16 protein-coding genes are annotated in these 23295 nt (G+C 54.7%); 8 read left to right on the top strand and 8 right to left on the bottom strand.

Annotated elements, in window-relative coordinates; translation table 11 throughout:
- The first annotated feature begins 364 nt into the window (after positions 1-364).
- The gene (locus AC790_RS22760; RefSeq protein WP_049853313.1) at positions 365-4078 is read left to right on the top strand and encodes an FAD-dependent oxidoreductase; all 3714 of its coding nucleotides are present in this window, start codon (positions 365-367) and stop codon (positions 4076-4078) included.
- 96 nt (positions 4079-4174) lie between these two features.
- On the opposite strand, the gene AC790_RS22755 is transcribed toward AC790_RS22760, so the two are convergent.
- The 4 genes from AC790_RS22755 to AC790_RS22740 are packed head-to-tail and all read right to left on the bottom strand — an operon-like array spanning position 4175 to position 9090.
- Positions 4175-6466: a molybdopterin-dependent oxidoreductase gene (locus AC790_RS22755; protein ID WP_049853312.1), complete on the bottom strand. Its 2292-nt coding sequence runs from the start codon at positions 6464-6466 to the stop codon at positions 4175-4177.
- Positions 6467-6519: 53 nt separating this feature from the next.
- Entirely contained in the window at positions 6520-7281 is a 762-nt protein-coding gene (locus AC790_RS22750; protein ID WP_007894075.1) for an amino acid ABC transporter ATP-binding protein, read from the bottom strand.
- A complete protein-coding gene (locus AC790_RS22745; protein WP_049853311.1) occupies positions 7274-8197 on the bottom strand; it encodes an amino acid ABC transporter permease in 924 nt (307 codons plus the stop codon). The genes AC790_RS22750 and AC790_RS22745 overlap by 8 nt, the downstream gene beginning before the upstream one ends.
- Entirely contained in the window at positions 8194-9090 is an 897-nt protein-coding gene (locus AC790_RS22740) for an ABC transporter substrate-binding protein (protein WP_007894078.1), read from the bottom strand. The genes AC790_RS22745 and AC790_RS22740 overlap by 4 nt, the downstream gene beginning before the upstream one ends.
- 624 nt (positions 9091-9714) lie before the next feature.
- Between AC790_RS22740 and AC790_RS22735 the strand changes: the two genes are divergently transcribed.
- A complete protein-coding gene (locus tag AC790_RS22735) occupies positions 9715-11886 on the top strand; it encodes a TonB-dependent siderophore receptor (RefSeq protein ID WP_200902285.1) in 2172 nt (723 codons plus the stop codon).
- A 17-nt stretch (positions 11887-11903) separates the two neighbouring features.
- Here the strand turns inward: AC790_RS22735 and AC790_RS22730 are convergent, their stop codons facing one another.
- Positions 11904-12818, bottom strand: a complete 915-nt coding sequence (locus AC790_RS22730; protein WP_007894086.1) for an alpha/beta fold hydrolase — start codon at positions 12816-12818, stop codon at positions 11904-11906.
- 169 nt (positions 12819-12987) lie between these two features.
- Here AC790_RS22730 and AC790_RS22725 point away from each other — a divergent pair, with 169 nt between their 5' ends.
- On the top strand, positions 12988-13905 hold the full coding sequence (locus tag AC790_RS22725; protein ID WP_049853469.1) for a DMT family transporter: 918 nt from the start codon (positions 12988-12990) through the stop codon (positions 13903-13905).
- Positions 13906-13907: 2 nt separating this feature from the next.
- Here the strand turns inward: AC790_RS22725 and AC790_RS22720 are convergent, their stop codons facing one another.
- On the bottom strand, positions 13908-14795 hold the full coding sequence (locus tag AC790_RS22720) for a MurR/RpiR family transcriptional regulator (RefSeq protein ID WP_049853309.1): 888 nt from the start codon (positions 14793-14795) through the stop codon (positions 13908-13910).
- A 299-nt stretch (positions 14796-15094) separates the two neighbouring features.
- Here AC790_RS22720 and AC790_RS22715 point away from each other — a divergent pair, with 299 nt between their 5' ends.
- The 4 genes from AC790_RS22715 to AC790_RS22700 all read left to right on the top strand — a co-directional run bounded on the left by AC790_RS22715 (position 15095) and on the right by AC790_RS22700 (position 19799).
- Entirely contained in the window at positions 15095-17224 is a 2130-nt protein-coding gene (locus AC790_RS22715; RefSeq protein ID WP_049853308.1) for a TonB-dependent siderophore receptor, read from the top strand.
- A gap of 49 nt (positions 17225-17273) precedes the next feature.
- The gene (locus AC790_RS22710; protein WP_049853307.1) at positions 17274-18383 is read left to right on the top strand and encodes an ABC transporter substrate-binding protein; all 1110 of its coding nucleotides are present in this window, start codon (positions 17274-17276) and stop codon (positions 18381-18383) included.
- A 117-nt stretch (positions 18384-18500) separates the two neighbouring features.
- A complete protein-coding gene (locus tag AC790_RS22705; protein WP_007891871.1) occupies positions 18501-18653 on the top strand; it encodes a general stress protein in 153 nt (50 codons plus the stop codon).
- Positions 18654-18902: 249 nt separating this feature from the next.
- The gene (locus AC790_RS22700; RefSeq protein WP_007891876.1) at positions 18903-19799 is read left to right on the top strand and encodes an SDR family oxidoreductase; all 897 of its coding nucleotides are present in this window, start codon (positions 18903-18905) and stop codon (positions 19797-19799) included.
- Positions 19800-20254: 455 nt separating this feature from the next.
- Here the strand turns inward: AC790_RS22700 and AC790_RS22695 are convergent, their stop codons facing one another.
- Complete coding sequence (locus AC790_RS22695; protein WP_049853306.1) at positions 20255-21160, bottom strand: LysR family transcriptional regulator; 906 nt, start codon at positions 21158-21160, stop codon at positions 20255-20257.
- A gap of 146 nt (positions 21161-21306) precedes the next feature.
- Between AC790_RS22695 and AC790_RS22690 the strand changes: the two genes are divergently transcribed.
- Positions 21307-22053: an SDR family oxidoreductase gene (locus AC790_RS22690; protein WP_007891719.1), complete on the top strand. Its 747-nt coding sequence runs from the start codon at positions 21307-21309 to the stop codon at positions 22051-22053.
- A 35-nt stretch (positions 22054-22088) separates the two neighbouring features.
- Here AC790_RS22690 and AC790_RS22685 read toward each other — a convergent pair whose 3' ends face one another.
- Positions 22089-23261, bottom strand: coding sequence for an ROK family protein (locus AC790_RS22685; RefSeq protein WP_049853305.1), 1173 nt, complete (start codon positions 23259-23261; stop codon positions 22089-22091).
- Positions 23262-23295: the final 34 nt, after the last annotated feature.

The raw sequence follows: 23295 nt of genomic DNA, 5'->3' as shown, positions 1-23295 counted from the left end.
AAATATTTAAGGTGCATTTATTTAAAACTCATCTACCGCTTCACTTATAGTAAATCTAATTAGCGCTGTGCTTATTTTCTTTTACGCTCAATAATTTGCGTTAAGCTAAACCGTGGTTATAATTTAAAATAAGTTTCATAATTTAATCCCCGAACGTTTTACTAACAGACGAATGATTTAAACAATTACCGCACTATTCGTAGCGGCGCGATTCATCGCGCAATAAATTGCGCCGCTACAAAATGTGCGCTGGTTAAAATTGGCATTTATATCTTACTGATAAGCATTGATTCACATCACGCTGTTAATAATTAACTCATTATTATTTATCTCTATTTCCTGAATATTATTCCGGGGGAACAGCATGCCGCCATTTTCTAGCTTTTGGCAGGCCGGTTACGAGGGTGCGGACCATATCAATCCCTTCGGCGAAAAACTTTCCATGAATGCAGTGAATGATCATTTAACTCAATACCATAACGATTACGCCGCGCTGCAGCAGTTCGGTATTACATCCGTTCGCGAAAGTATTGGCTGGCGACTGGCCGAAATGGCGCCAGAGGAGATTTTTGCCAACCTGAAAAAACGTATGAATTCGGCGCGCTCGTTTGGATTACAAATTAACTGGAGCTTTTGTCATTACGGCTGGCCTGACGATCTCACCTTATTCGCGCCTGAATTCGTGCCGCGCTTTGCCGACTTTTGCCAGCGCATGGCGCTGTTTCTCGCTGAATATTATGAAGACGCACCGATTTATTCGCCGATGAATGAGATCTCATTTATGGCGTGGGGAATTTCGGTTGGACTGTTTGGCAATAATGCGCACAGCGATCCCGATGAGATTAAACGCCAGCTCATTCGCGCCACGCTGGCCGGATGTGCCGCCATTGAGAGCGTCGATCCCCGTGCGCGCTTCCTGCACTGTGACCCGATCATTCACGTGGTACCCGATGAAGAGAGCGATGCGTGCCGCCAGCGCAGCGCAGAGATTATCGCCTCGCAGTACCAGGCATGGGACATGATCGCCGGTTTGCGCGAACCCGAGCTGGGCGGCAAGCCGCGTTATCTCGATCTGGTCGGTGCCAATTACTACCACGGTAATCAGTGGTTGACCTGGTCCGGCTGCCGGCTGGAGTGGCATTTAGGGGATGCACGCCGCGTGCCGCTGCACCGGATGCTTGCGGCGTTATCGCAGCGCTATCAGCGGCCGCTATTGCTGGCCGAAACCAGCCATGTCGGTAGCGGACGCGCCGCCTGGCTGTCTCAGGTTACCGCCGATGTCGTACAGGCACAGCTGAGTGGCTGCGATATCCGCGGCATCTGTCTCTATCCCATTATCGATCGTCCCCTTTGGGAAGATCTCGAACACTGGCCACGCAGCGGCTTGTGGGATGTCGATCCCCACAAAAAACGGGTGCTCAACCCGGTTTATGCCGCGTCATTGCAGCAGTCACAACAAATATTAGCCCGCTTTCAGGGTCATATCACCGCGGCCAGCTGGCCAGAGGAATGCGTCATGAAACAATCGGTATTAGTGGTTTTTAGTCATCTGCGTTGGGGATTCGTGTTTCAGCGTCCGCAGCATCTGTTGTCGCGCCTCGCTCAGTTTCACCGCATTGTGTTCATCGAAGAGCCGATTTATCAGCCTGGCGAAGCGGCGCTACGACAATATCAACCGGCGCCCAACGTCACGGTGATTGAACCGCATACCGATGTCGCCGCGCCGGGCTTTCATGATAGTCAAATCGCCGTGCTGCAACCGCTGCTGGCCGAGCTGCTCGACGCAGATGAAACGCCGCTGGTATGGTTTTACACCCCGATGGCGCTGCCACTGCTGGCCTGTTTTAATCCCAGCGCGATTATCTATGACTGCATGGATGAACTCTCGGCCTTTAACCAGGCGCCGCGCCAGTTGCAGCAGCGTGAATCGGCCCTGCTGAGCCGCGCCGATGTGGTGTTTACCGGCGGCACAAGCCTGTATGAAGCCAAAAAGCATCGCCATGCCCACGTCTATTGCTATCCAAGCAGCGTGGATGCGGCGCATTTTGAACAGGCGCTGGATCGCACTAACAGCCATCCGCTGCAGGAGAATATGCCGAAACCGCGCCTGGGTTATTACGGCGTCATTGATGAGCGTCTGGATTTGCCGCTGCTCGCCGCGCTGGCGGATGCCCATCCCGACTGGCAAATTGTGATGGTCGGCCCGGTGGTGAAAATAGACCTCGCCAGCCTACCGCAGCGCAGCAACCTGCACTGGTTCGGCCAGCAACCCTATGCAGCGTTGCCGCACTTCCTTGCCGGCTGGGATGTCTGTCTGATGCCGTTTGCGCTGAACTCCTCCACCCGCTTTATTAGTCCCACCAAAGTGCTGGAGTATATGGCGGCGCAGTTGCCGATCGTCAGCACCGCGATTGCCGATGTGGTGCGCCATTATGCCGAAGTTGTCAGCATCGCCAATTCACCGCAAACCTTTATTGCCGCTTGCGAAACGGCGCTAACCATGCCGATTGAAACACGCTCTCAGTTAGCGAAAAACATGGCAGCACGGGTGGCGGAAACATCATGGGATCGCACCGTTGAGGAGATGCAGACGCATATCGTCGCGCTAAACAAACGTGACCTTTCCCAGCCCGAGGTTATCGCTGCACGTCCACAGCCGCTGGCGCAAAACCCGATTGAGTGTCTCATTCTCGGAGCCGGGCCAACCGGGTTGAGTGCGGGTTATCACTATGGCGCAGGCGCGGTGGTGCTGGAGAAAAATAGCTCGGTGGGCGGATGGTGCCGTTCTATCAAAGATCAGGGTTTCACCTTCGATCATGCCGGCCACATCATGTTCTCCAACGATCCCTACGTGCTGGGCTTATACGACACCTTGCTCGGCGACAATCAGCACTGGCAAGAGCGTGAAGCCTGGGTTTACAGCCATGATGTTTACACGCGCTATCCCTTCCAGTCGGCGCTACACGGTTTGCCCGCCGAGGTGATCGGTGAATGTGTGCTGGGGGCGATCGAAGCGCGTTACGGCGCGCATCCGGCGACGCTGCAAGCGGTGACCTCTGAGACGCGTCGTGACTGCTGCGCCGATGGTGCGATACCGGATGGTGAGAGTTTTGCGGCGCAAACAGAGAGCGAAGATTTTGAGAGCTTTATCTTCCGTACCTGGGGCAAAGGCATCGCTCACCATTTCGCCCTGCCCTATAACCAAAAGCTGTGGAAAACGCCGCTGGCAAATATGGAAACCTCCTGGCTCGGCGGGCGCGTACCGCTGCCGGATCTCGAGCAAATTATTAGCGGCGCACTGGCCCCGCTGGCGAAGCCGGTCGGCCCCAACGCGCGTTTTGGCTATCCGCTGCGCGGTGGATTTCAGGCATTAATGGAGGGGTTCCTGCCGCACCTGAGCTGTACGCTGGAACGGGAGGCAGCGGTTACTGAGATCCAACCGCTGCAACGCCGTGTGCGCTTGCAGGATGGACGACAATTCCATTATGACCAGATGATCAGCACGTTGCCGCTGCCAGAACTGGTACGACTGATGGGCAATTTCGCCCCAGAAGCGGTGCAGAAGGCGGCAAAACAGTTGCGACATATCTCGGTGCGCTGCGTCAATCTAGGCATAGGGCGCGCGGCAATCAGCGATAAACACTGGATTTACTATCCCGGCGACACCTTATTTCACCGCATCTTTTTGCAAGGTAACGCCAGCCCGCAGTGTAATGCGCCGGGCGGTTTTGGCCTGACCTGTGAAATGACCTATCGCGACGATCAGCCGCTGCCTTGCGAAGGTGACGCCTTGATTGAGCGCTGCATTAAGGATTGCATTCGGGTCGGCATCATCAATGCCGATGATAAAATCATCACCGCCAGTGAAGTCGATATGCCGTACGCCTATGTTGTCTATGACCACCAGCGCAGCGCCAATGTTGCGTTGATACGTAGCTGGTTGGCGACGCAAAGTATTCAACTGTCAGGACGCTACAGCGAGTGGGAGTATTACAACTCCGATCACGCCTTTCTTGCCGGCAAACGCGCGGCGGAAACGGTGAAAGATTTAACGCAGAATCGTAAAACCACGGCGTAGTTGAAGGTGCGCATAAATGCGCACCCTACGAAAATGTCGCCAAATTAACGTAGGGTCGCCATTTATGGCGACCGATTTACCTTAACCCGCCGAGAATCATGAAGAACCTGGCGGAATAAACGCCTGCACCGGCGTTAATTCGCCGCGGTATTTGCGAACCTGCACCACGGTGATTTGTCCGCTGCAGCCTTGCGCCAGTGACGAAGTGCCGATATCCAGCGTGAGCACATTGGGATTGCCGTGGCGGCACAGCGGACGCAATGCCGTAGGATCGACCGGATCGTACCAGGCGCCGGTGGGCAATTGCACCACGCCGCGCATGATGGTTTCGGTCAGGCGCGCGCTGGCCAGCACGTGACCTCGCTCGTTGTAGAGCTCGATAATCTCGCCATCACGAATCCCCAGGGACGCCGCATCCGCCGGATGCAAACTGCACACCTCACGACCATCGCGTTTACCACTCTGACTGTAATCACCAAAATCCAGCTGGCTATGCAAACGCGTCGCCGGCTGATTGGCTATCAGCCAGAATGGATGATCGGGATTCGGTTTTTGCTGCGGTTCGCGCCACACCGGATGACCCGGGCAGTTTTCATAATAGAAGCTGGCGATGGTGGCTGAGAAGATCTCAATTTTACCGCTCGGCGTTGGCAACGGCGCGGCTGCGGGGTCGGCGCGGAACGCGTTAATCATACGACCGCCATCTTTCAGCTGCGGTAACTCCAGCACGCCTTGCTGCCAGAACTGATCAAACGAAGGGATTTCCACCTGATGCGCCGCCAGCTTCTGCTGCAGCTGCGCGTAGTGGTGCTGCAACCAGCCACGCGTATCGCGCCCTTCGGTGAAGGCTTCTTCCCGGCCTAAACGGCGCGCCAGCTCGGTGAATATCGCGTAATCGTCTTTCGCTTCGCCGAACGGTTCTGCCACCGGCTGCATTGCAAACAGATGGCGATCGGTCGGCGCGCCGCCAATGTCTTCACGCTCCAGCGTCATGGTAGCGGGCAGCACGATATCGGCATGGCGCGCGCTGGCGGTCCAGGCAATTTCATGCACGATCAGCGTATCCAGCTGACAGAATGCCTGCCGCAAGCGCGCCAGATCCTGATGATGATGGAACGGATTACCGCCGGCCCAATACGCCAGACGAATATGCGGATAGGTTAAGCGCCGCCCGTTGTAATCAAACGGCTTGCCGGGATTGAGCAGCATATCGGCGATGCGCGCCACCGGAATCAGGCGATCGATGCCGTTTTTGCCCTGCGGCAGCGCCGGGAAACTGACCAGATTGTGATGTTTGCCGTAATGGCCGAGCGCGCCAAGCGCATACGTGTAGCCGCCGCCCGGTAAACCCGGCTGACCGAGCGCTGCCGCCAGCACCAGTCCCAGCCACACTGGCTGCTCGCCGTTTTCCGCGCGCTGTAAGGCATGCGCCACCGTCACCAGCACGCGCTTGCCGTGCAGCTGGCGCGCAAAATCGCGGATAAATTCAGCGCTTACGCCACAAATCTCTGCTGCCCACGCCGCATCGCGCGGGGTGCCATCCTCTTCCCCACGAATATAAGCCGCCATTGCTGCCCAGCCCACGGTGTAGCGGGCGAGGAAGGCTTCATCGGTGAGCTGTTCGGCAATCAATACCGATAACACGCCAAGCATAAAGGCCGCGTCGGTGCCTGGGCGCAGCGCCAACCATTCGCCCTGCGCTTCAGCGGGTAGATCGCTTTGCAGCGGGCTGACCGAGATAAAGCGCGTGCCACGCTCCGCCGCCTGCTGCATAAAACCGCGCTCGGTGTGTTCACTTAAACCACCGCTGGCAACCTGCGAGTTTTTCAGCGCCAGACCACCAAACGCCAGCACGATTTCGCTGTGCTGGGCGATCTCCTCCCAGCTCACGCCGCGCCGCGCAATCTCATTCATGTCGCCGACGATATGCGGCAGCAACACCGAAGCGGAACCCGAGCTGTAGCTGTTGACCGAGCGTACATAGCCGCCGAGCGTGGTATTGAGGAAACGATGTACCTGGCTCTGTGCATGGTGGAAGCGTCCCGCGCTCGACCAGCCGTAAGAGCCGCCGAAAATGCCTTCCGGACCATAACTGTCGCCGACGCGCTGCAGTTCACGCGCCACTAATGCGTAAGCCTCGTCCCAGCTCACCGCCACATATTCGTCGTTACCGCGCCGATCGTCCGGGCCCGGGCCACTCTCCAGCCAGCCACGACGCACCATCGGACGGGAGACGCGCGCCGGATGGTTTAAGGCGGTACGGAAATTTTGTAGCAGCGGACTGGGATCGGGATCGCCCTTAAACGGTTCGATGCTAAGCCGATCGCCCTGTTGCTGGGCATGAAAAGCGCCCCAGTGGGCGCTGTGCATTACCGATTTTTGCGTCATCACTTTTCCTGGCATTAAAAATGAAAAACGGTGCCTGAGGCACCGTTGCAATCCTAGAGGACTGTGGCAATAAAGTTTCTTACGCGCCCGTTTTCCGGGTCGTCGAGGACCTGCTGGGTTGGCCCTGCCGCCACGATTTTGCCGCTCTCCATAAAGACAATGTTGTCGGCAACCTCGCGCGCAAAACCAATCTCATGCGTCACCACCACCATGGTGATGCCGGAGTGCGCCAGCTGTTGAATCACCTGTAACACTTCGCCGACCAGTTCTGGATCGAGCGCTGAGGTAGGTTCATCAAACAGCATCACGCCAGGATCCATGGCCAGCGCACGGGCAATCGCCACGCGCTGCTGTTGTCCACCGGAGAGATTCTGCGGCCACTCATCTTCACGACCGGATAAACCCACCTGCTTTAGCAGCGACAACGCTTTGCTGGTTGCCTGCTGGCGGCTCTGCTTCTTCACACGCATCGGCGCATCAACGATGTTTTGCAACACGGTACGATGCGGAAACAGGTTGAACTGCTGGAACACCATGCCGATTTCGGCACGCTGGCGCGCCACTTCGCTGCTGCTCAACTCGTGCAGTGCCTGGCCTTTCTGCTTATAGCCAATGATTTCGCCGCCGATGCGAATGGTGCCACCGTCGAGTTTTTCCAGATGGTTGATGCAGCGCAGCAGCGTTGATTTTCCTGAGCCCGATGGTCCGAGGATCACCGTCACCGAACCGGCCGGAATATCCAGATTCACTTCATCAAGAATGGTGACGCCTGAGAAGCGCTTGGTGACTTTACGTAAGGCGATGGCTTCACCCATTGCTGACGCTCCTTTCTGCTTTGGCCGCTGAGAAGCCCGGCAGCGATTTCAACAAGCTGCGTTTTTCCCAGCGCGTCACACCACGTCCAAAATAGCGCTCCACATAGAACTGCCCCACCGACAACACTGAGGTCATCAGCAGATACCACAGCGTGGCAACCAGCAGCAGCGGAATCACTTCATAGGTACGCTGATAGATGATCTGCGCCGAAAACAGCACGTCCTGCAGTGAGATCACCGAGACCACCGCAGTGGTTTTCAGCTGACCAATAATTTCGTTACCGGCCGGCGGCATGATGGCGCGCATCGCCTGCGGTAATACGGTATGGCGGAAAATCTGTGACGGGCGATAGCCCAGCGCACGCGCCGCTTCCAGCTGGCCGTTGCCGACACTCTGGATACCGGCACGCACAATCTCAGCGGCGTACGCGGATTGGTGCATCACCAGCGCGATCACCGCAGCACTGAAGGGGCTCACCAGCGCGTTCGATTGAGTGCTCCAGATTTCACCAAGGCCGGGAATCGAGAGTGCGATAGTCGGATAAAGCGCCGCAATGTTGTACCACAGGAACAGCTGCACCAGCATCGGCACACCGCGGAAGAACCAGGTATAAAACCAGCTCACGCCCACCAGCACCGGATTGGAGGAGAGGCGCATCAGCGCCAGCACCGTACCAAAAGCAAACCCCAGCACCACAGAGATGGCAGTGAGCTGCAGCGTCATCAATACGCCTTGCAGGATCGACTCGCCGGTGAAGTTCTCCGCAATCACGCTCCATTCGAAGCGGGGATTGTTAATCATCGAGTGCGCCATCGCCACCACGCACAACAGCACCACCAGCGCACTCAGCCAGCGTCCGTAGTAACGTTTGCCGACGATTTTCAGGTCGTCGGTATGGTGGTGAATGTCACTCATTGAAAGATTTCCTGATTGCGTTTGGCTTGTTTAACAGCACCAAAACCGATGCCCCAGTTGTCGAGGATCTTGTTGTAGCTGCCATCTTTGATCAGCGAGTTTAGTGCCGCCTGTACCGCTGGCTCCAGCGCTGAATCTTTCGGGAAGGCGACAGAAACTGGCGCATCGTGCACGGTGATTTCGCCGCTCATGGTCAACGGTTTGATCACTTTCACCTGCCACAGCAAACCTTCGTATGGGCCGAGGAACATCGGCACGCGACCACTTACCACTGCTTGCACGCCCGCTGGACGATCCGGGAATACCGACACCTTAATAGGTTTGTTACCGGCGGCTTCACAGGCTTTGCTGGCCTCTTCGAGACGCGTTACCTGCGTGGTACCGGAACCGGCACCGACTTCTTTACCGCAGACATCTGACAGGTTTTTGAACGGGGCAATATTGGCATCTTTACGCGAGATAATGCCCAGGCGGCTAGCATCGTAATAACCGACAAAGTCGATGATTTTGGCGCGCGCCGGGGTGGCGTTGATGTTTGAGAGCGCCACATCGTAACGACCGGTTTTCAGGCCCGGAATAATGTTGTCGAAACCGCCGGTATCGCGCCACTGAACCTGGATTCCCAGGCGCTCACCCACGGCATTCATGATATCGATTTCACGACCGGCCAGGGTTTTGTTGTCTTCTTTATAGAAGGTGGTTGGCGGCGTGTTGGGGTTGGTTCCGGCCACAATGTAGCCACGTTTAACCACATCTGCAGGCAGCAGGCTTTTCAATGCAGGATCGGCCTGCACATGAATTGAGCTGTCAGTTGGGACATTTTCATCGGCGGCGAACGCGGTGTGTGCACTCAGAGCGAGCGCAAAAAGAGTTAAACCTTTTGCGAATTTCACTGGAACCTTTCTCCTGATTTATAAAATGTTTCCCCACAGGGAAAAGGCGTTGAGGTAGCGATGGTTTTTTCTCCAGACTCACCCGCGCGAAGGCGCGTGGTGGAAGGAATTGTCATCCTCATACCCTTCATAATTCAAGCTTCAGCTGCGTTGGCTTCGCGTGCTCACCCCAGTCACTTACTTAAGTAAGCTCCTGAGGATTCACACACTTGCCGCCTTGCTGCAGCTCGAATTATTTAGGGTAAATACGTCCCGATCAGCATTCTCTGGAACTTAGATAACAATCACAAATGCAAAAAATACATATCTATTGCCGAAAAATGGGAATAGAGATGCAAATCCATTAAAACTGGCTTTTCGGCTATGGCGGACACGTTGAAATGCGCCCACATTTCAGATTTTGCTAGCGAATCAACTACCTGCTTTTGCTGACTGAACTGACAAAACTCTTCTTAGTCATAACAGATTCGTCTAATCACCTGGAGTTCTCTCACCTATCTCCATGATGCCACTGATGTGTAAAGGTTTGTCATGCCAGATTTACAATGAGAAGCATTATCATTATCATGCGCATTTACTTACAATTGTTAACGTAACAGGGAGAAAACTTAAGTGAATGTAACTATGCGTGGCAAAAAGCGTCCGATTGCGCTTTTTTTAGCGGGATTGCTAACCTCGCCGGCTTTTGCAGCTGAAACCGTAGAAAAGCTGGCTGACGATGAATCAATGATTGTCACCGCCGAGCAGGAGCTCAAACAGCAACCGGGTGTGTCCACCATCACCGCTGAAGACATCAAGAAAAATCCCCCTGTTAACGATCTCTCAGACATCATCCGCAAAATGCCGGGCGTGAACCTGACCGGCAACGGTGCCAGCGGCAGCCGTGGCAACAACCGACAAATTGATATCCGTGGCATGGGCCCGGAGAACACCCTGGTGATGATTGACGGCGTGCCTGTCTCCTCTCGTAACTCGGTGCGTTATAGCTGGCGCGGCGAACGCGATTCTCGTGGCGACACCAACTGGGTGCCCGCAGAGATGGTCGAGCGCATTGAAGTGATTCGTGGTCCAGCCGCTGCGCGCTACGGTTCCGGGGCGGCAGGTGGCGTGGTGAATATCATCACTAAGCGCCCTACCAACGACTGGCACGGTTCGCTGTCGCTCTATACCAGCCAGCCAGAAAATGACAAAGAGGGTGATACGCGCCGCGCCAACTTCAACCTCAGCGGTCCACTGGCCGGTGATGCGCTAACCATGCGGCTGTACGGCAACATCAACCGTACCGATGCCGATGCGTTCGATATCAACACCGCTGAAAATGGCTCCTACGCGGCAGGTCGCGAGGGCGTGCGTAACAAAGACATCAACACGGTGCTGTCGTGGAAAATCACCCCGCTGCAAATCGTTGACTTCTCCTACGGCTACAGCCGTCAGGGCAATATTTACGCCGGTGATACGCAAAACAGTAATAGCAACGCCAGCACCGGCGGCTTAGTGGAATCGCTGTATGGCGATGAGACCAACCGCATGTATCGCCAGAGCTATGGTATTGCGCATAACGGGATTTGGGATTGGGGCACCTCGAAGCTCAACTTCAACTACGAGAAAACCAATAATACCCGCTTGCAGGAAGGTACCGCAGGCCGTACCGAAGGGATGATCAACAGCGACACCTATGCCACCAGCCGATTAGAAAGCTATCGTGCAGGCGGTGAAATCAACTTCCCGCTGCAGCTGCTGGTTGATCAAACCGTTACTCTCGGTGCCGAGTGGAACCGCGATGAGTTGAACGATCCGGCTTCCATGCTGGCGGCTAGCGCGCCCGGTGTGAATCTGCCCGACAGCTCTGGCGATCCGTCGCAGCGCAGCAGTAAAAATAGCGCCACCCTCAGTTCACTCTTTTTTGAAGACAACATCGCCGCGACCGATAGCACCGAAGTGATTCCCGGCCTGCGATTTGATTATCACGATCAATTTGGCGCGAACTGGAGCCCGAGCCTCAACGTCTCGCAAGGCCTGGGGGATTACTTCACCTTAAAAGCCGGTATTGCACGGGTGTTTAAAGCACCCAATCTGTATCAGTCCACGCCGGGTTATTTGCTTTCGACGCGCGGCAACGGTTGCCCAATTGGCCTTAGCCGATGCTATTTATTAGGCAATAAAGACCTTGATGCGGAAACCAGCGTCAATAAAGAGATTGGGCTGGAGTTCAGTAATGAGGGTTATGTGGCGGGCATCACCTGGTTCCGCAACGATTATAAGAACAAGATCGTTTCTGGTACCGAACCGGTCTATTCCAGCACTAATCCAACTTACAACGTGCTGCGCTGGGAAAACGGCGGAAAGGCGATTGTTGAAGGGCTGGAAGGTAACCTAACCATCCCTTTGATTGCCGATACGCTGGAATGGCGCACCAACGCCACCTACATGTTCCGCTCTGAGAGCAAGAAAACCGGCAATCCGCTGTCAGTGATCCCGGAATTTACCATCAATTCTCAGCTGGAGTGGCAGGCGACACAGGACCTCAGCGCCAATATCAACTGGACGCAGTATGGCCGCCAGAAACCACGTCAGAGTGCTGAGACAAATATTGATTCCTCTAATATGTCCACGCAGGAAATCAGCCCGTATTCGGTGTTTGGTCTGAACGTCAATTACGACATCACCAAAAATCTGCGCGCCAATGCGGGTATCAACAATCTGTTTGATAAACGCATTTACCGCGAGAATTCGGGTGCTTCAACCTACAATGAACCGGGCCGCGCTTATTATGCCGGGGTAACGATGTCGTTCTGATTAAGTGACAGCGTCACCTAAATAAAGAACTCGCTTAACGCTTCGGCTAGCGCCTGCGGTTGCTCATCTGGGATGAAGTGACCGCAGTGCGCAATCTTAATTCCCGTGACATTTGCCGCAAACTCTCCCAGCGGCAACGCCATATCGGCAATCGAACCCTGATCGGCGCTGATAGCCAGCAACGGCAGCGTTAATTTGCCCCGTTCATGCAGCAAATCCCGATTTTGTGCTGCCGACACCGTCACTTCGCGGTAAGCCGCCATCCCCGCGCGTACGGCGCCCTTCTGCTGTAATAAACGGGTGTATTCCGCCATATCCTCATCGGTGAATACCATCGGACTAGCCGCTTTGCGTTTCAGGAACCATTCGAGATAAACCGTTTCGCGACCCTCAATTAAGACTTCCGGTAGATCCGGCAACAGGTGGAAGGCAAAGTGCCAGGTTTTCCACGCTTTATCCGGCGTAGCGGGCAATGCTTCCGGTAAGGTCACACCAGGAATACCGGCATCGAGCAGCGCCAGCTTTTTCACTTGATCGCCATACAGCGTGGCATACGGCCAGGCAACCCAGGCGCCCACATCATGCGCGGCAAGGTAGTAGCGCGAGTGGTTCAGCTGCTGCATCAAGCCCTGCACTTTCTGCGCCAGCGAAGTAGTGTCGTAGCCGCTGAGCGGTTTGTCGGAATCGCCCTGCCCGGGCAGATCCGGCGCAACAATAAAGTAGCGATCGCCTAACAGCGCCATCACCTGACGCCAGGCAAACCAGCTTTGCGGAAAACCGGCCAGCAATAGCAGGGTTTCACCGTTTACGTTACCGCCGCTGACATAGTGCAAGCGCACGCCATCAACGGTGGCGTAATGGTGAGAAAAACCGTTGAGTGGCGCAAAGGGCTGCGTCCATCCGGGCGCGTCTTTTAATACTGAAGCTGACATAGTGACTCTCCGCATATTTAGGAAGCGATCAATTCCTAAATAGTACATGATGATTGCGCTGCCTGGGAATCTTTCTTCAACGCGGGAGGCGGTCGCCAGGAATGATGACCCTACGCAGTGGGTTGTTTGCTATTCTGTGCGCGAATCTTTCTTAACAATTGTGAAACCTATGCGAACATCGGATTTGTTGCGACTGCTGCTGCTGGCAGCGATTTGGGGTGCCAGTTTTTTGTTTATGCGCATTGCCGTACCGGCGTTGGGTGCGGTAAACACCGCATTTTTACGTGTGTTATGCGGCATGTTGGGTTTGTTGATTATCATGGCGGTGATGCGTATTCCGCGTCGCTTTGACGGCAAACTGGGCTGGGCGATGCTGTTGGGCGTGATCAACTCCGCCATTCCGTTCCTGATGTATTGTCTGGCGGCGCGCGTGCTGCCTGCCGGCTACTCCGCGATTCTCAATGCCACCACGCCGCTCATGGGCGTGCTTATCGGTGCAGCATTCTTCGACGATAAGCTGACGCTCAATAAAGTGCTGAGCATGATTGCAGGATTTGCCGGCATTATTGTCATCAGCACCACCGGCGAAGCCCACTTAAGTAGTGCGTTAATCTTCGGGATTTTGGCCTGTTTAGTGGCGACCGCCTGTTACGGCGTGGCGGGTTTTCTGGCGAAACGCTGGATCGGCGCGCGTGGCGGATTAGACGCCACCAAGGTAGCGTTTGGTAGCCAACTCGGCGCATCGCTATTTTTACTGCCGTTCTTTGCCTTCAGCGCGCCGCAAACGCCTGCCGCCAGCTGGCTAATCCCGCAAGTATGGGCCTGCATTTTGGCGATTGGATTTATCTGTACCGCCCTCGCCTACATCCTCTACTTCCGTTTGCTGGCTGATATTGGTCCGCTACGCACCTTAACCGTCACCTTTATGATCCCGCCCTTCGGTATTTTGTGGGGCTGGTTAGTATTGGGTGAGCAGATAAATCAGGGCTTTATTGGCGGCTCGCTGCTGATTGTTTGTGCGGTGTGGCTGGTGACCAGTAATGGATTGGGTAAGCGCGCCACGCTAAAGAGCGGCGCGAATAAATAGGCTTACTTTTTCCCGCCGGGCTTCAGCGATCGATTGAGATCCTGAATGCGCTTCATGGTTTTTACCGTGCGCGTCGAGGTCGCTGAAGCCACCGACAGAATCAGCATTTCCAGGCACACCAGCACCGTGCCGTGCAGCGGCATACGTCCATTCTCGCCGCCGCGCGGCACGTTAATGATCACATCCGCCTGCTGAGCGAAAGCCGAATCAATGGCGTTGGTCAGCAAAATCACCGGCATGCCCAGCCGTTTCGCCTCTTTTAGCGCCGTGATGCCTTCACGATGCGCCGATTTCTGCGCCATCATAATCAGCACATCGCCGCGTTGTAGCGTGATCAGCTGTTCCGCCAGCGCAATACCGGAGCGATTCAGCGTCACCGCGGGAATACCAATACGGGTAAACAGCCGCGCGCTGTAATCCGCCAGAATCCCAGAGGCGTTGATGCCAAACAGGGCAACCTGACGCGCATCAATTAGATGCGTGACCGCTTGCGCCACGGCCTGTCGATTGTGCGGCTCTGCTAACGCATCGCAGGCGCGCTTATGGCCGCTTAATACGAAATCGATGCCCGAATTGATATCGCAAGAGAGTTCTTCCACGGTGGCGCTCATCTTCTCTTCCGAATTCATCGCCGGACCAAACCAGGCGGCAAGCGTGGTTTTTAAATCACGCAAACCGGCAAATCCTAGCGCCTGAACCGCACGCACCACTGTGGCATCGGAGGTATGAGTTGCATCGGCTATTTCCATCGCGGTGGCGTCCAATATTGCCTCACGATTATCGTGGATATATCGCGCCACCGTTTGCAGACGCGTAGATAATGTCGGTGCGCGTAGCCGATAACGTTCACCCAATATATCCACACGGCTTTTAATTCTATTTCTGTTCATCCGTTTGCTGCACTCTGTAAAAAATGAAAATAGCCGATCGGCGCGCCATCAGTTTGTAGTAAAATTGCCGTTTTAATCGCCTTCATGCAGCATAATAAGCCCACTACACCCGGACGAAAATAGATAAGCAGCCATCAGTTAATTAGCTGTTATTTAACTAATTAAATCGAACCACTCCGATCGCACAGGCGCGATTACCTGCCTTAAACATGCTGTAGTATCTGCACAATCTTTTCCATTTACTACTACATTTTTTCATGTTTGAATGATTCTCAATTGCATCGCACCAGGTTCCAATAATGAATAACAATAAGACGTTCGCTGTTAAATCCCAGCGTCATCCAGCCATTCTGGCGGCTATTTATGGCGTAAGCATGTGGACTTCCGCAAATAGCATGGCGGCGGAAGAAACTCACACGCTGACCGTATCGGCGCAGGAGAGTAATGCGCAAGGTTATAACGCCACCAACAGCTCCGTCGGCAGCAAAACGCCCACGCCGCGTCTGAATGAGGCGCAATCCGTCAGCGTGGTGACCCAGCAGCAGCTGGAGGATTATCAGGTATCAAACCTTGCCGAAGCGATGCGTTTTGTCAGCGGCGTCAGCGAAGGCAACACATTGGCTGGCACCGAAGATGGCTTTGTGCGGCGCGGTTTTGGCAGCAATTCAGATGGTTCGATCTATCGTGACGGCGTGCGCAGCAGCCAGGGACTGAATTTTGATGCCACCACCGAGCGGGTTGAAGTGTTGAAAGGCTCCGCATCACTGCTGTACGGGATACAGAATCCCGGCGGCGTCATCAATGTCATCAGCAAGAAGCCGCAGTATGAGTGGCACACCAAAGTCAGCGGCAAAACCTCAAGTGAAGGCGGCGGCGCGGGTACCGTGGATGTCACCGGTCCGCTCGGCAACGGCTTTGCCTTTCGACTGATTGCCGAAAAACAGAACCAGGATTACTGGCGCAATTTTGGTAGTGAAAAGCACCAGCTGATCGCGCCTTCGTTACAGTGGTTTGGCGAGCAAGCCAGCTTCCTGATCAGCTATGCCGATTATCAGTACGATATTCCGTACGATCGCGGCACCGCATTTATTAACGGCAAGCCGTTGGATATTGGCTACAAAAATCGCCTGGATGACAAAGCCAACCACGCGTGGGGCCACAACAAAACCCTCAACGCGCACTACAACTGGCAATTTAACGAGGCGTGGAGCACCCGCGTGACGCTGGGCTGGAACCAGCGCCAATACGACAACAATGAAGTGCGCGTTACCGCGGTGAATCCCACCACGGGCGCAGTGACACGTCGTGCCGACGCCAATCGCGGCTTCAATCATAAAACCAAGTACGTTTCATGGGACCTGATCGGTTCACAGCAAGTGTTCGGCATGACGCACGATATCGTGCTGGGTACCGATTACGAAATGATCCAAACCTACCGCGCGCATCAGTACCAGGGCAAAGCCAATAGCGGATTTAATTTCTACGATCCGCAATATGACATTCTCGCGCCAGTGACGAATAGCAGCACGGAAAATAGCGCTAACGCCAATAACCTTAACCGCACCCACAGCCGTTCGCTCTATGCCAAAGACAGTATTAGCCTGACTGAAAACTGGATTGCGGTGCTCGGTGGACGTTATCAGCATTATGAACAGCGTGCTTCGAAAGGTTTCGATCCGGAGGTGCAAACCCTGGACAGCGAAGGCAATAAATTCCTGCCGCAGGCCGGTTTAATCTACAAAATCACACCTGACGTTTCGCTCTACACCAGCGTGAGTAAATCCTTCACCCCTTCCACCGATGTGGATGACGATGGCAACGTCGGCAAACCGGAACAGGGCACCACCTGGGAAGTGGGCAGCAAATGGCAGATTTCACCCAAGCTGTTTGCTAGCGTAGCGTTGTATCGCATCAACGAGCGTGACATGTCGCTCAGCATTAACGGCACCACGCGCGCCATTAATAAAGCCCGCTCTAGCGGCGCAGAATTTGAGTTAAATGGCGAAGTGATGCCGGACTGGGATCTCAGCGCTAACTATAGCTATGACAAGGCAGAGATTGTTGATGATGGCGTTAACTCCGACAATAACGGCAATCGCCTGCAGAACGCGCCCCGCCATTCCGGTGCGCTCTATCTGAGCCATAATCTGGCGATCTCCGGCATTCCGGGTGATTTCCGCGTGGGCGGCGGCGCACGCTATGTCGGCACGCGCGCTGGCGATCCGGAAAACAGTTTCAGCATGCCCGATTACGTGGTGGCTGATAGCTTTATTGCCTGGAACAATCAGCTGTTTGGCGAGAAAACGCAGCTCAAACTGAATCTGAATAACCTGTTTAACAAACACTATTACACCTCCAGCGGCGGCAATTTACGCGTGCGTGAAGGCGAAACCCGTAATCTGATGCTCGAGGCCAGCGTTGAATTCTGATGCGATTTTTTCACCAGGCGCACGACGTGCGCCTTCCCTACTCGGCCCGATGCTGCGGGTGCTGGCCTGTTTCCTGCTGCTCTTAAGCAGCGCGGCGTGGGCGAAAACTATCATCGATATCGACGGAAACCATGTGGTGATTCCCGACCATCCGCAGCGCATCGTGCTGGGTGAAAGCCGCATGTTGTATACGCTGGCGTTACTCGAACCGGGCGATCCGTTTCAACACATTGTGGCGTGGCCGCAGGACCTGAAAAAATACGATAGCCAAACCTGGAATAGCTTTGCGCGCCAGTTCCCCCAGATGCTGAAAATCCCTTCGCTGGGTTCCGGCGGCCCTAACGCCATCAATCCCGAGCAAATTCTGGCCATGAAACCGGACGTGGTGATTTTACCGAGCCTGGCGCGCTACGATGATGCCGATTTGCGGCTGGTGACCATGCTGAAAGCAGCGCATATCCCGGTGGTGAAGATCGATTTACGCGTACATCTGCTGAAAAACACCCGGCGCAGCGTGGAAATTTTTGGTGAAGTATTGAATCAGCAAGCGCGGGCTCAGGCATTTAATCGCTTTTACGATCGGCATATGCAGGTGATTCGTGAACGCCTCGACCGCTATCACGGCCCGAAACCTTCAGTGCTACTGCAGCTGCATCTTGGCCGGCGAAATGAGTGCTGCGTGACGGCGATTAACGGTAGCCTCGGTGAATTATTGAATGCAGCAGGCGGCGACAACATTGCCAATAAAACGCAGCATGGCGTGTTTGGTCGTCTCAGCGAAGAGAGCGTGATCGCCGCGCAACCGGATTACTACATCGCGACCGGCTTTGGCGATAACGCTTCTCAGGGATTGCTCAAGTTGGGTCCTGAGGTGGCGCCCGAGACGGTGCTCAGCAGTTTCAGGCAGCTCACCGCGCAGCAGAATGGTTTGCGCGAACTGAACGCAGTGCACAATGGTCACTCTGCAGTCATCTGGATGAACTTTTATCTCAGCCCGTGGCATATTGCCGCGACAGAGTTTATGGCGAAAACGCTCTATCCCCAGCTGTTTGCCGACGTGGAACCTGAGCAGACGCTGCAGCAGATTTTTCACGATTTTTTACCGATTCCCTTTAGCGGTACCTATTTTACGTTAATCAGTGCCACGGATGATAAATAATCGCTCGCGCTGCGCTTGTGATTAACCGGAACCTCGCTAATCTTAAATTTGCAGCACGGGCATGGCGTCGAAGAGGTTATTTCCGCCATGCAACAACAACTCATGAGAGGATGTTTTATGGCTGAGCATAGAGGCGGTTCCGGTAATTTCGCTGACGACAAAAAGAAAGCGTCTGATGCCGGTAAGAAAGGCGGAGAAAAAGGCGGCGGTAGTTTTAAAGACAACCCCGAGAAAGCTTCAGAAGCAGGTAAGAAAGGCGGTAAGAAGTAGATATCGCCGCGTTAAAGAGTAAGCAACACCCTGAAAGCCCGCCTGGGCATGGATGCCCTCAGAAATATCCCATCACGCATTATCCCTCTGAAAAAATGACTGTTAATTACCTTGCGTAACTGATGCTGATTTTTAGCTTTTCGATTGACCATTTAGGGTTAATAAATCTGATTGCTCACTTTCTGACGTGACAAATATCACATTTATGCCAGGCTTTAATTATTCACTTCATGCGACAAGGAGATATATATGACGACGCAAACCACCAATAAAACCTTAATTACTGAAGAGTATCCGGTTCCGCCTTTTAAAAAGCAGACGCAACCGATGCCAGGTTTAGCGAGTAAAATGGATCCCCGTCCCGATCATGGTGAAACCAGCTATCGTGGCAGCGGCAAACTCACCGGACGCAAAGCGCTGATCACCGGCGGCGACTCAGGTATTGGCCGCGCCGTTGCCATTGCTTATGCACGTGAAGGTGCTGATGTAGCGATCAACTATCTGCCGGAAGAGGAATCTGATGCGGCAGAAGTGGTGCAACTGATTGAAGCAGAAGGCCGTAAAGCGGTGGCGATTCCGGGCGATATTCGTTCTGAAGAGTTTTGTAATAAGCTGGTACATCAGGCGGCTGAACAACTCGGCGGGCTGGATATTCTGGTGAACAATGCCGGACGTCAGCAGTTTAACGAGTCGATTCGTACGCTTTCTACTGAAGACTTCGATGCGACCTTCAAAACCAACGTTTATGCGATGTTCTGGATCACTAAAGCGGCGCTGGAGTACCTGCCCGCTGGCTCCTCAATCATCAATACTTCGTCGGTTCAGGCTTATCAGCCTAGCGCCATCCTGCTGGATTATGCCCAGACTAAAGCCTCGATTGTCGCGTTCACCAAAGCGCTGGCGAAACAGTTGGGTAAAGATAAAATCCGCGTGAATGCGGTCGCGCCCGGCCCTTACTGGACGGCGTTGCAGGTCAGTGGCGGACAGCCGCAAGAGAAAGTGGAACAGTTTGGTGCCTCGGCTCCGCTAGAGCGTCCGGGCCAACCGGCAGAAATTGCCCCGTTGTACGTCACCTTTGCTCAGGTGAATAACAGCTTTACCTCTGGTCAGGTTTGGTGTTCTGACGGTGGTACCGGTACGTTGTAATCGATTCTGTCCCCGGTGCGCAGCAATGCGCGCCCTGCGAAATCCCTGCCAAATGGCTTAATACCAATCAGTTAAGCGCTGAGCAATTTTCGTTCGCCATGTGCTGAGGTAGTTTCAGCTATGCCGTGCGGCGACCGAGAAGAGGGCGTCCAGGCCACGCCCTCTTCACTCCCCGGCCCTGCGCCAGCCCATCCCGCCGCTTCGCGGTGCCTTCACTCCCTCACGATTCCTGACGGACCGGCGGCGATTCGCTCCTGCTCAGCGCCGTCTCTCGCCGCATCCCTGCGGCTCGCCCTGGAATCCCTCACTCGCTCAGCGGGATGGGATGTCGCCTCAGCACCCGCGCTGCAGCACCAATGCCTATTCCTGAATCATCATCGCAGTAACGCCTGTAGGGTCGCCATTCATGGCGACCAGGTAACCTGACGAGCATCAATACCAGATGCCGGGATTTTTTATCCGTTCAGACGCGCGGGAAAGACTTCCTTAAGCCACTCAATCAACACTTTAAGGCGCTGGGTTAAATGGCGATTTTGCGGATAAACCACATGGAACGGATAGTTTGCCGGACGCCACGCAGCAAGGATTTCCACCAATCTGCCCTCCTGCAGATCGGCTGCCGCCGCATAACGGAACGTCTGAATAATCCCCAATCCCGCCACCGCCGTGGCCAGATGCGCGTTACTCTCATTGACGCCGATGCGATGCTCGGTTTTGATCTCGATCTTTTCTGCGTTCTGCACAAATCGAAACGGAAACGCCCTGCCGCTTTGTGGTGACAAATAGCTCACCAGTCGATGCCCGTTTTTTAGCTCCTGCGGATAAGCGGGTACGCCATAGGTTTTGAGATAGCCTGGTGCAGCGCAGGTAATCATCTCGGCATCGCCTAAATGACGCGCCACCAGCGAGGAATCGCTCAGTGGGCCACCACGAATCACGCAATCGACATTGCCACTGATCAAATCCACGGCGCGATCCGCAACGCCCAGATCGAGACGGATTTCCGGATAACGCGCGATGAAATCAGGCAGCGCGGGAATCAGGACGTCACGCGCGGTTGAGCCGCCAATGTCGATGCGCAGGTAGCCACTGGGCCGGGCGCTTTCCGCGTTAAACGAGTGATCGATATCTTCCAAATCGCGCACGATACGCAGCGCTTTTTCGTAATAGTCGCGCCCTTCCGGCGTCACCGTCACACGGCGCGTGGTGCGTTGCAGCAAGCGAATGCCGAGATGGGCTTCCAGCTCCTGCACCAGTTTACTTAGCGTCGCGTTGGGTAGGTCGAGCGAATCTGCGGCGCGAGTATAATTGCCGGCTTCTACTACGCGGGCAAATGCCCGTATCGCCATTAACTGGTCCATCCCGTTCTCCACCCAAATGATTATCCACACACAGGAATAGTCTTTTCTATTTTACACCATTTATCAACAAACAGCTGAGCGTTACATTGGCTGTCATGCACTGCATCGCAGTCATCACAACTCAACTTAAATGGGAGAACGTCAACATGAACGCATTGAACGGTAAAATAGCGCTGGTAACTGGCGGCACGACCGGCATTGGCCTGGCATCGGCGCAGGAGTTGGCGGCACAAGGCGCGCGCGTGTTTATCACCGGTCGTCGTCAGGCCGAACTTGACGCGGCAGTGGCCAGCATCGGCAGCAGCGCGAGTGGCATTCGCGCTGACGCCTCCGTGCTGAGCGATCTCGACCACGTTTACGCCGAAATCGCTCAGCAGGCAGGCCGATTGGATATTCTGTTTGCCAACGCCGGTGGCGGCGATATGTTGCCGCTGGGCGCCATCACCGAGGAACATTTTGACCGTATTTTCGGCACCAACGTGCGCGGCGTGCTGTTTACTGTGCAAAAAGCGCTGCCGCTATTGAGTGACAAAGCCTCGGTCATTCTTACCTCTTCCACCACTTCGGTTCAGGGCACCGCCGGCTTTAGCGTCTACAGCGCCAGCAAAGCGGCAGTGCGCAACTTTGCGCGTTCATGGGCACTGGATGTGAAGGATCGCGGTATTCGCGTCAATGTCGTCAGTCCAGGTCCCGTGCATACGCCAGGTTTGGGCGGGTTGGTGAGTGAAGATCAGCGGCAGGGATTGTTCGATGCGTTAGCGGCGCAGGTGCCATTAGGCCGACTTGGCGAACCCGCTGAGATTGGCAAAGTGGTGGCTTTTCTGGCATCCGATGCCGCCAGCTTTATCAATGCCGCTGAATTGTTTGTCGATGGCGGTATGGCGCAGGTGTGATGCGCATCGGGTCGCCATTAATGGCGACCGCTCTCTCAAGCCGCACTAAGATCCGCCTCCACATACAAATAACCAATTCCCAACACCTGCCGCGCCCGATTCAACTGACCAAAATGCACATTAGTACCTTTGCTTTTCAACGCATCACGCGGATCGAACGGATTGAAATCGATCTGCCGAACAATGGTTTGCAACCAACTTTCACCAAAGGTACAGCTACGACCATACAACCAAATCTGATTAATATTTAGCGTGTTAAGAAAGTTATATAAGCTCATGCCAATCGCTTCGGCGGCGCGCTGTGACCACGCCACAATCCAGGGCTCGCCCGCTTGCCACGCCCGTAGTAACTGCTTGCTGCTGGGCTGCGGCGCATCTGGTTGGCGCTGATGAGCCACCTTTTTCAAGGTGCTGAGTGAGGCCACCGTTTCCAGACAACCCTGGCGCCCGCAGCTGCAGCGCTGGCCGTTAGGCTCAATGATGGTGTGACCGATTTGGCCGCTGCCGTAAAGATTGCCGCGAAAAATCTCACCGTTTATCACGAATGATGAGCCGATACCGTAATCCACATTGATCACGCAGAATTCGCTGAGAGCATTTTGATTCAACCATTTCTCGGCCAAAGCCAACATCACGCAGTCATTATCCACGCGCACTTCCACACCAAGCTTCTCCTCCAGCAAAAATTTCATCTGCAGCGGCGTTCTCCACGCGGCCTGCGGCATATGCTGTGACACACCAGTCACTGGATCGACCTGTCCGTGCACCGCTAACGCTAAATTAATGCGCCGCTTAGGCCACTGTTTGCAGATTTTCCGCCAGGCCGCTTCAATCTCACTCAGCAACGCCTCGGGCGTGTCGGCTTTGATGGTGTTTTGCTGAAATTCGCCCTGCGCCACTAGCTGCGCATCGGCCAGCTGCAATTCAATGCTGGTTGGTTTGACACATAAACACAGCGTCCAGGCTCCGTTGGATGGCAGCTGAAAACTGCCGTTGCTGTTACCGCGCGCGCTCATCAATGCATCAGAATGCTGCAGTTTTCCTTCCTCCAGCAGTGCTTGCACAATTTTGCTGGCGGCGGGAATCGTCAAACCACTCAGGTGAGCCAGCTGCGATTTGCTTAGCTGTTTATGACGCCACATCAGCTCAATAAACAGCGCCTTATTATGCTTTCGCACCTGGAAATTGTTCAGTCCAACCTGCTTCATCCTCTCTCCACCGCCGTGCATCAACCCGTTTACT

It is taken from the genome of Pantoea sp. RIT-PI-b (assembly GCF_001187905.1).
Taxonomy (GTDB): Bacteria; Pseudomonadota; Gammaproteobacteria; order Enterobacterales; family Enterobacteriaceae; genus Pantoea; species Pantoea nemavictus.
Note: the sequence above shows the minus strand (reverse complement) of the source record. Positions and strands in the feature narration are given on the sequence as shown.

What these genes read in the sequence shown, in the direction of transcription:
- AC790_RS22760 (WP_049853313.1), top strand. Translation starts at nt 365, where the DNA reads ATGCCGCCATTTTCTAGCTTTTGGCAGGCCGGTTACGAGGGTGCGGAC.
- AC790_RS22755 (WP_049853312.1), bottom strand. Translation starts at nt 6,466, where the DNA reads ATGACGCAAAAATCGGTAATGCACAGCGCCCACTGGGGCGCTTTTCAT.
- AC790_RS22750 (WP_007894075.1), bottom strand. Translation starts at nt 7,281, where the DNA reads ATGGGTGAAGCCATCGCCTTACGTAAAGTCACCAAGCGCTTCTCAGGC.
- AC790_RS22745 (WP_049853311.1), bottom strand. Translation starts at nt 8,197, where the DNA reads ATGAGTGACATTCACCACCATACCGACGACCTGAAAATCGTCGGCAAA.
- AC790_RS22735 (WP_200902285.1), top strand. Translation starts at nt 9,715, where the DNA reads ATGCGTGGCAAAAAGCGTCCGATTGCGCTTTTTTTAGCGGGATTGCTA.
- AC790_RS22730 (WP_007894086.1), bottom strand. Translation starts at nt 12,818, where the DNA reads ATGTCAGCTTCAGTATTAAAAGACGCGCCCGGATGGACGCAGCCCTTT.
- AC790_RS22725 (WP_049853469.1), top strand. Translation starts at nt 12,988, where the DNA reads ATGCGAACATCGGATTTGTTGCGACTGCTGCTGCTGGCAGCGATTTGG.
- AC790_RS22720 (WP_049853309.1), bottom strand. Translation starts at nt 14,795, where the DNA reads ATGAACAGAAATAGAATTAAAAGCCGTGTGGATATATTGGGTGAACGT.
- AC790_RS22715 (WP_049853308.1), top strand. Translation starts at nt 15,095, where the DNA reads ATGAATAACAATAAGACGTTCGCTGTTAAATCCCAGCGTCATCCAGCC.
- AC790_RS22710 (WP_049853307.1), top strand. Translation starts at nt 17,274, where the DNA reads ATGCTGCGGGTGCTGGCCTGTTTCCTGCTGCTCTTAAGCAGCGCGGCG.
- AC790_RS22705 (WP_007891871.1), top strand. Translation starts at nt 18,501, where the DNA reads ATGGCTGAGCATAGAGGCGGTTCCGGTAATTTCGCTGACGACAAAAAG.
- AC790_RS22700 (WP_007891876.1), top strand. Translation starts at nt 18,903, where the DNA reads ATGACGACGCAAACCACCAATAAAACCTTAATTACTGAAGAGTATCCG.
- AC790_RS22695 (WP_049853306.1), bottom strand. Translation starts at nt 21,160, where the DNA reads ATGGACCAGTTAATGGCGATACGGGCATTTGCCCGCGTAGTAGAAGCC.
- AC790_RS22690 (WP_007891719.1), top strand. Translation starts at nt 21,307, where the DNA reads ATGAACGCATTGAACGGTAAAATAGCGCTGGTAACTGGCGGCACGACC.
- AC790_RS22685 (WP_049853305.1), bottom strand. Translation starts at nt 23,261, where the DNA reads ATGAAGCAGGTTGGACTGAACAATTTCCAGGTGCGAAAGCATAATAAG.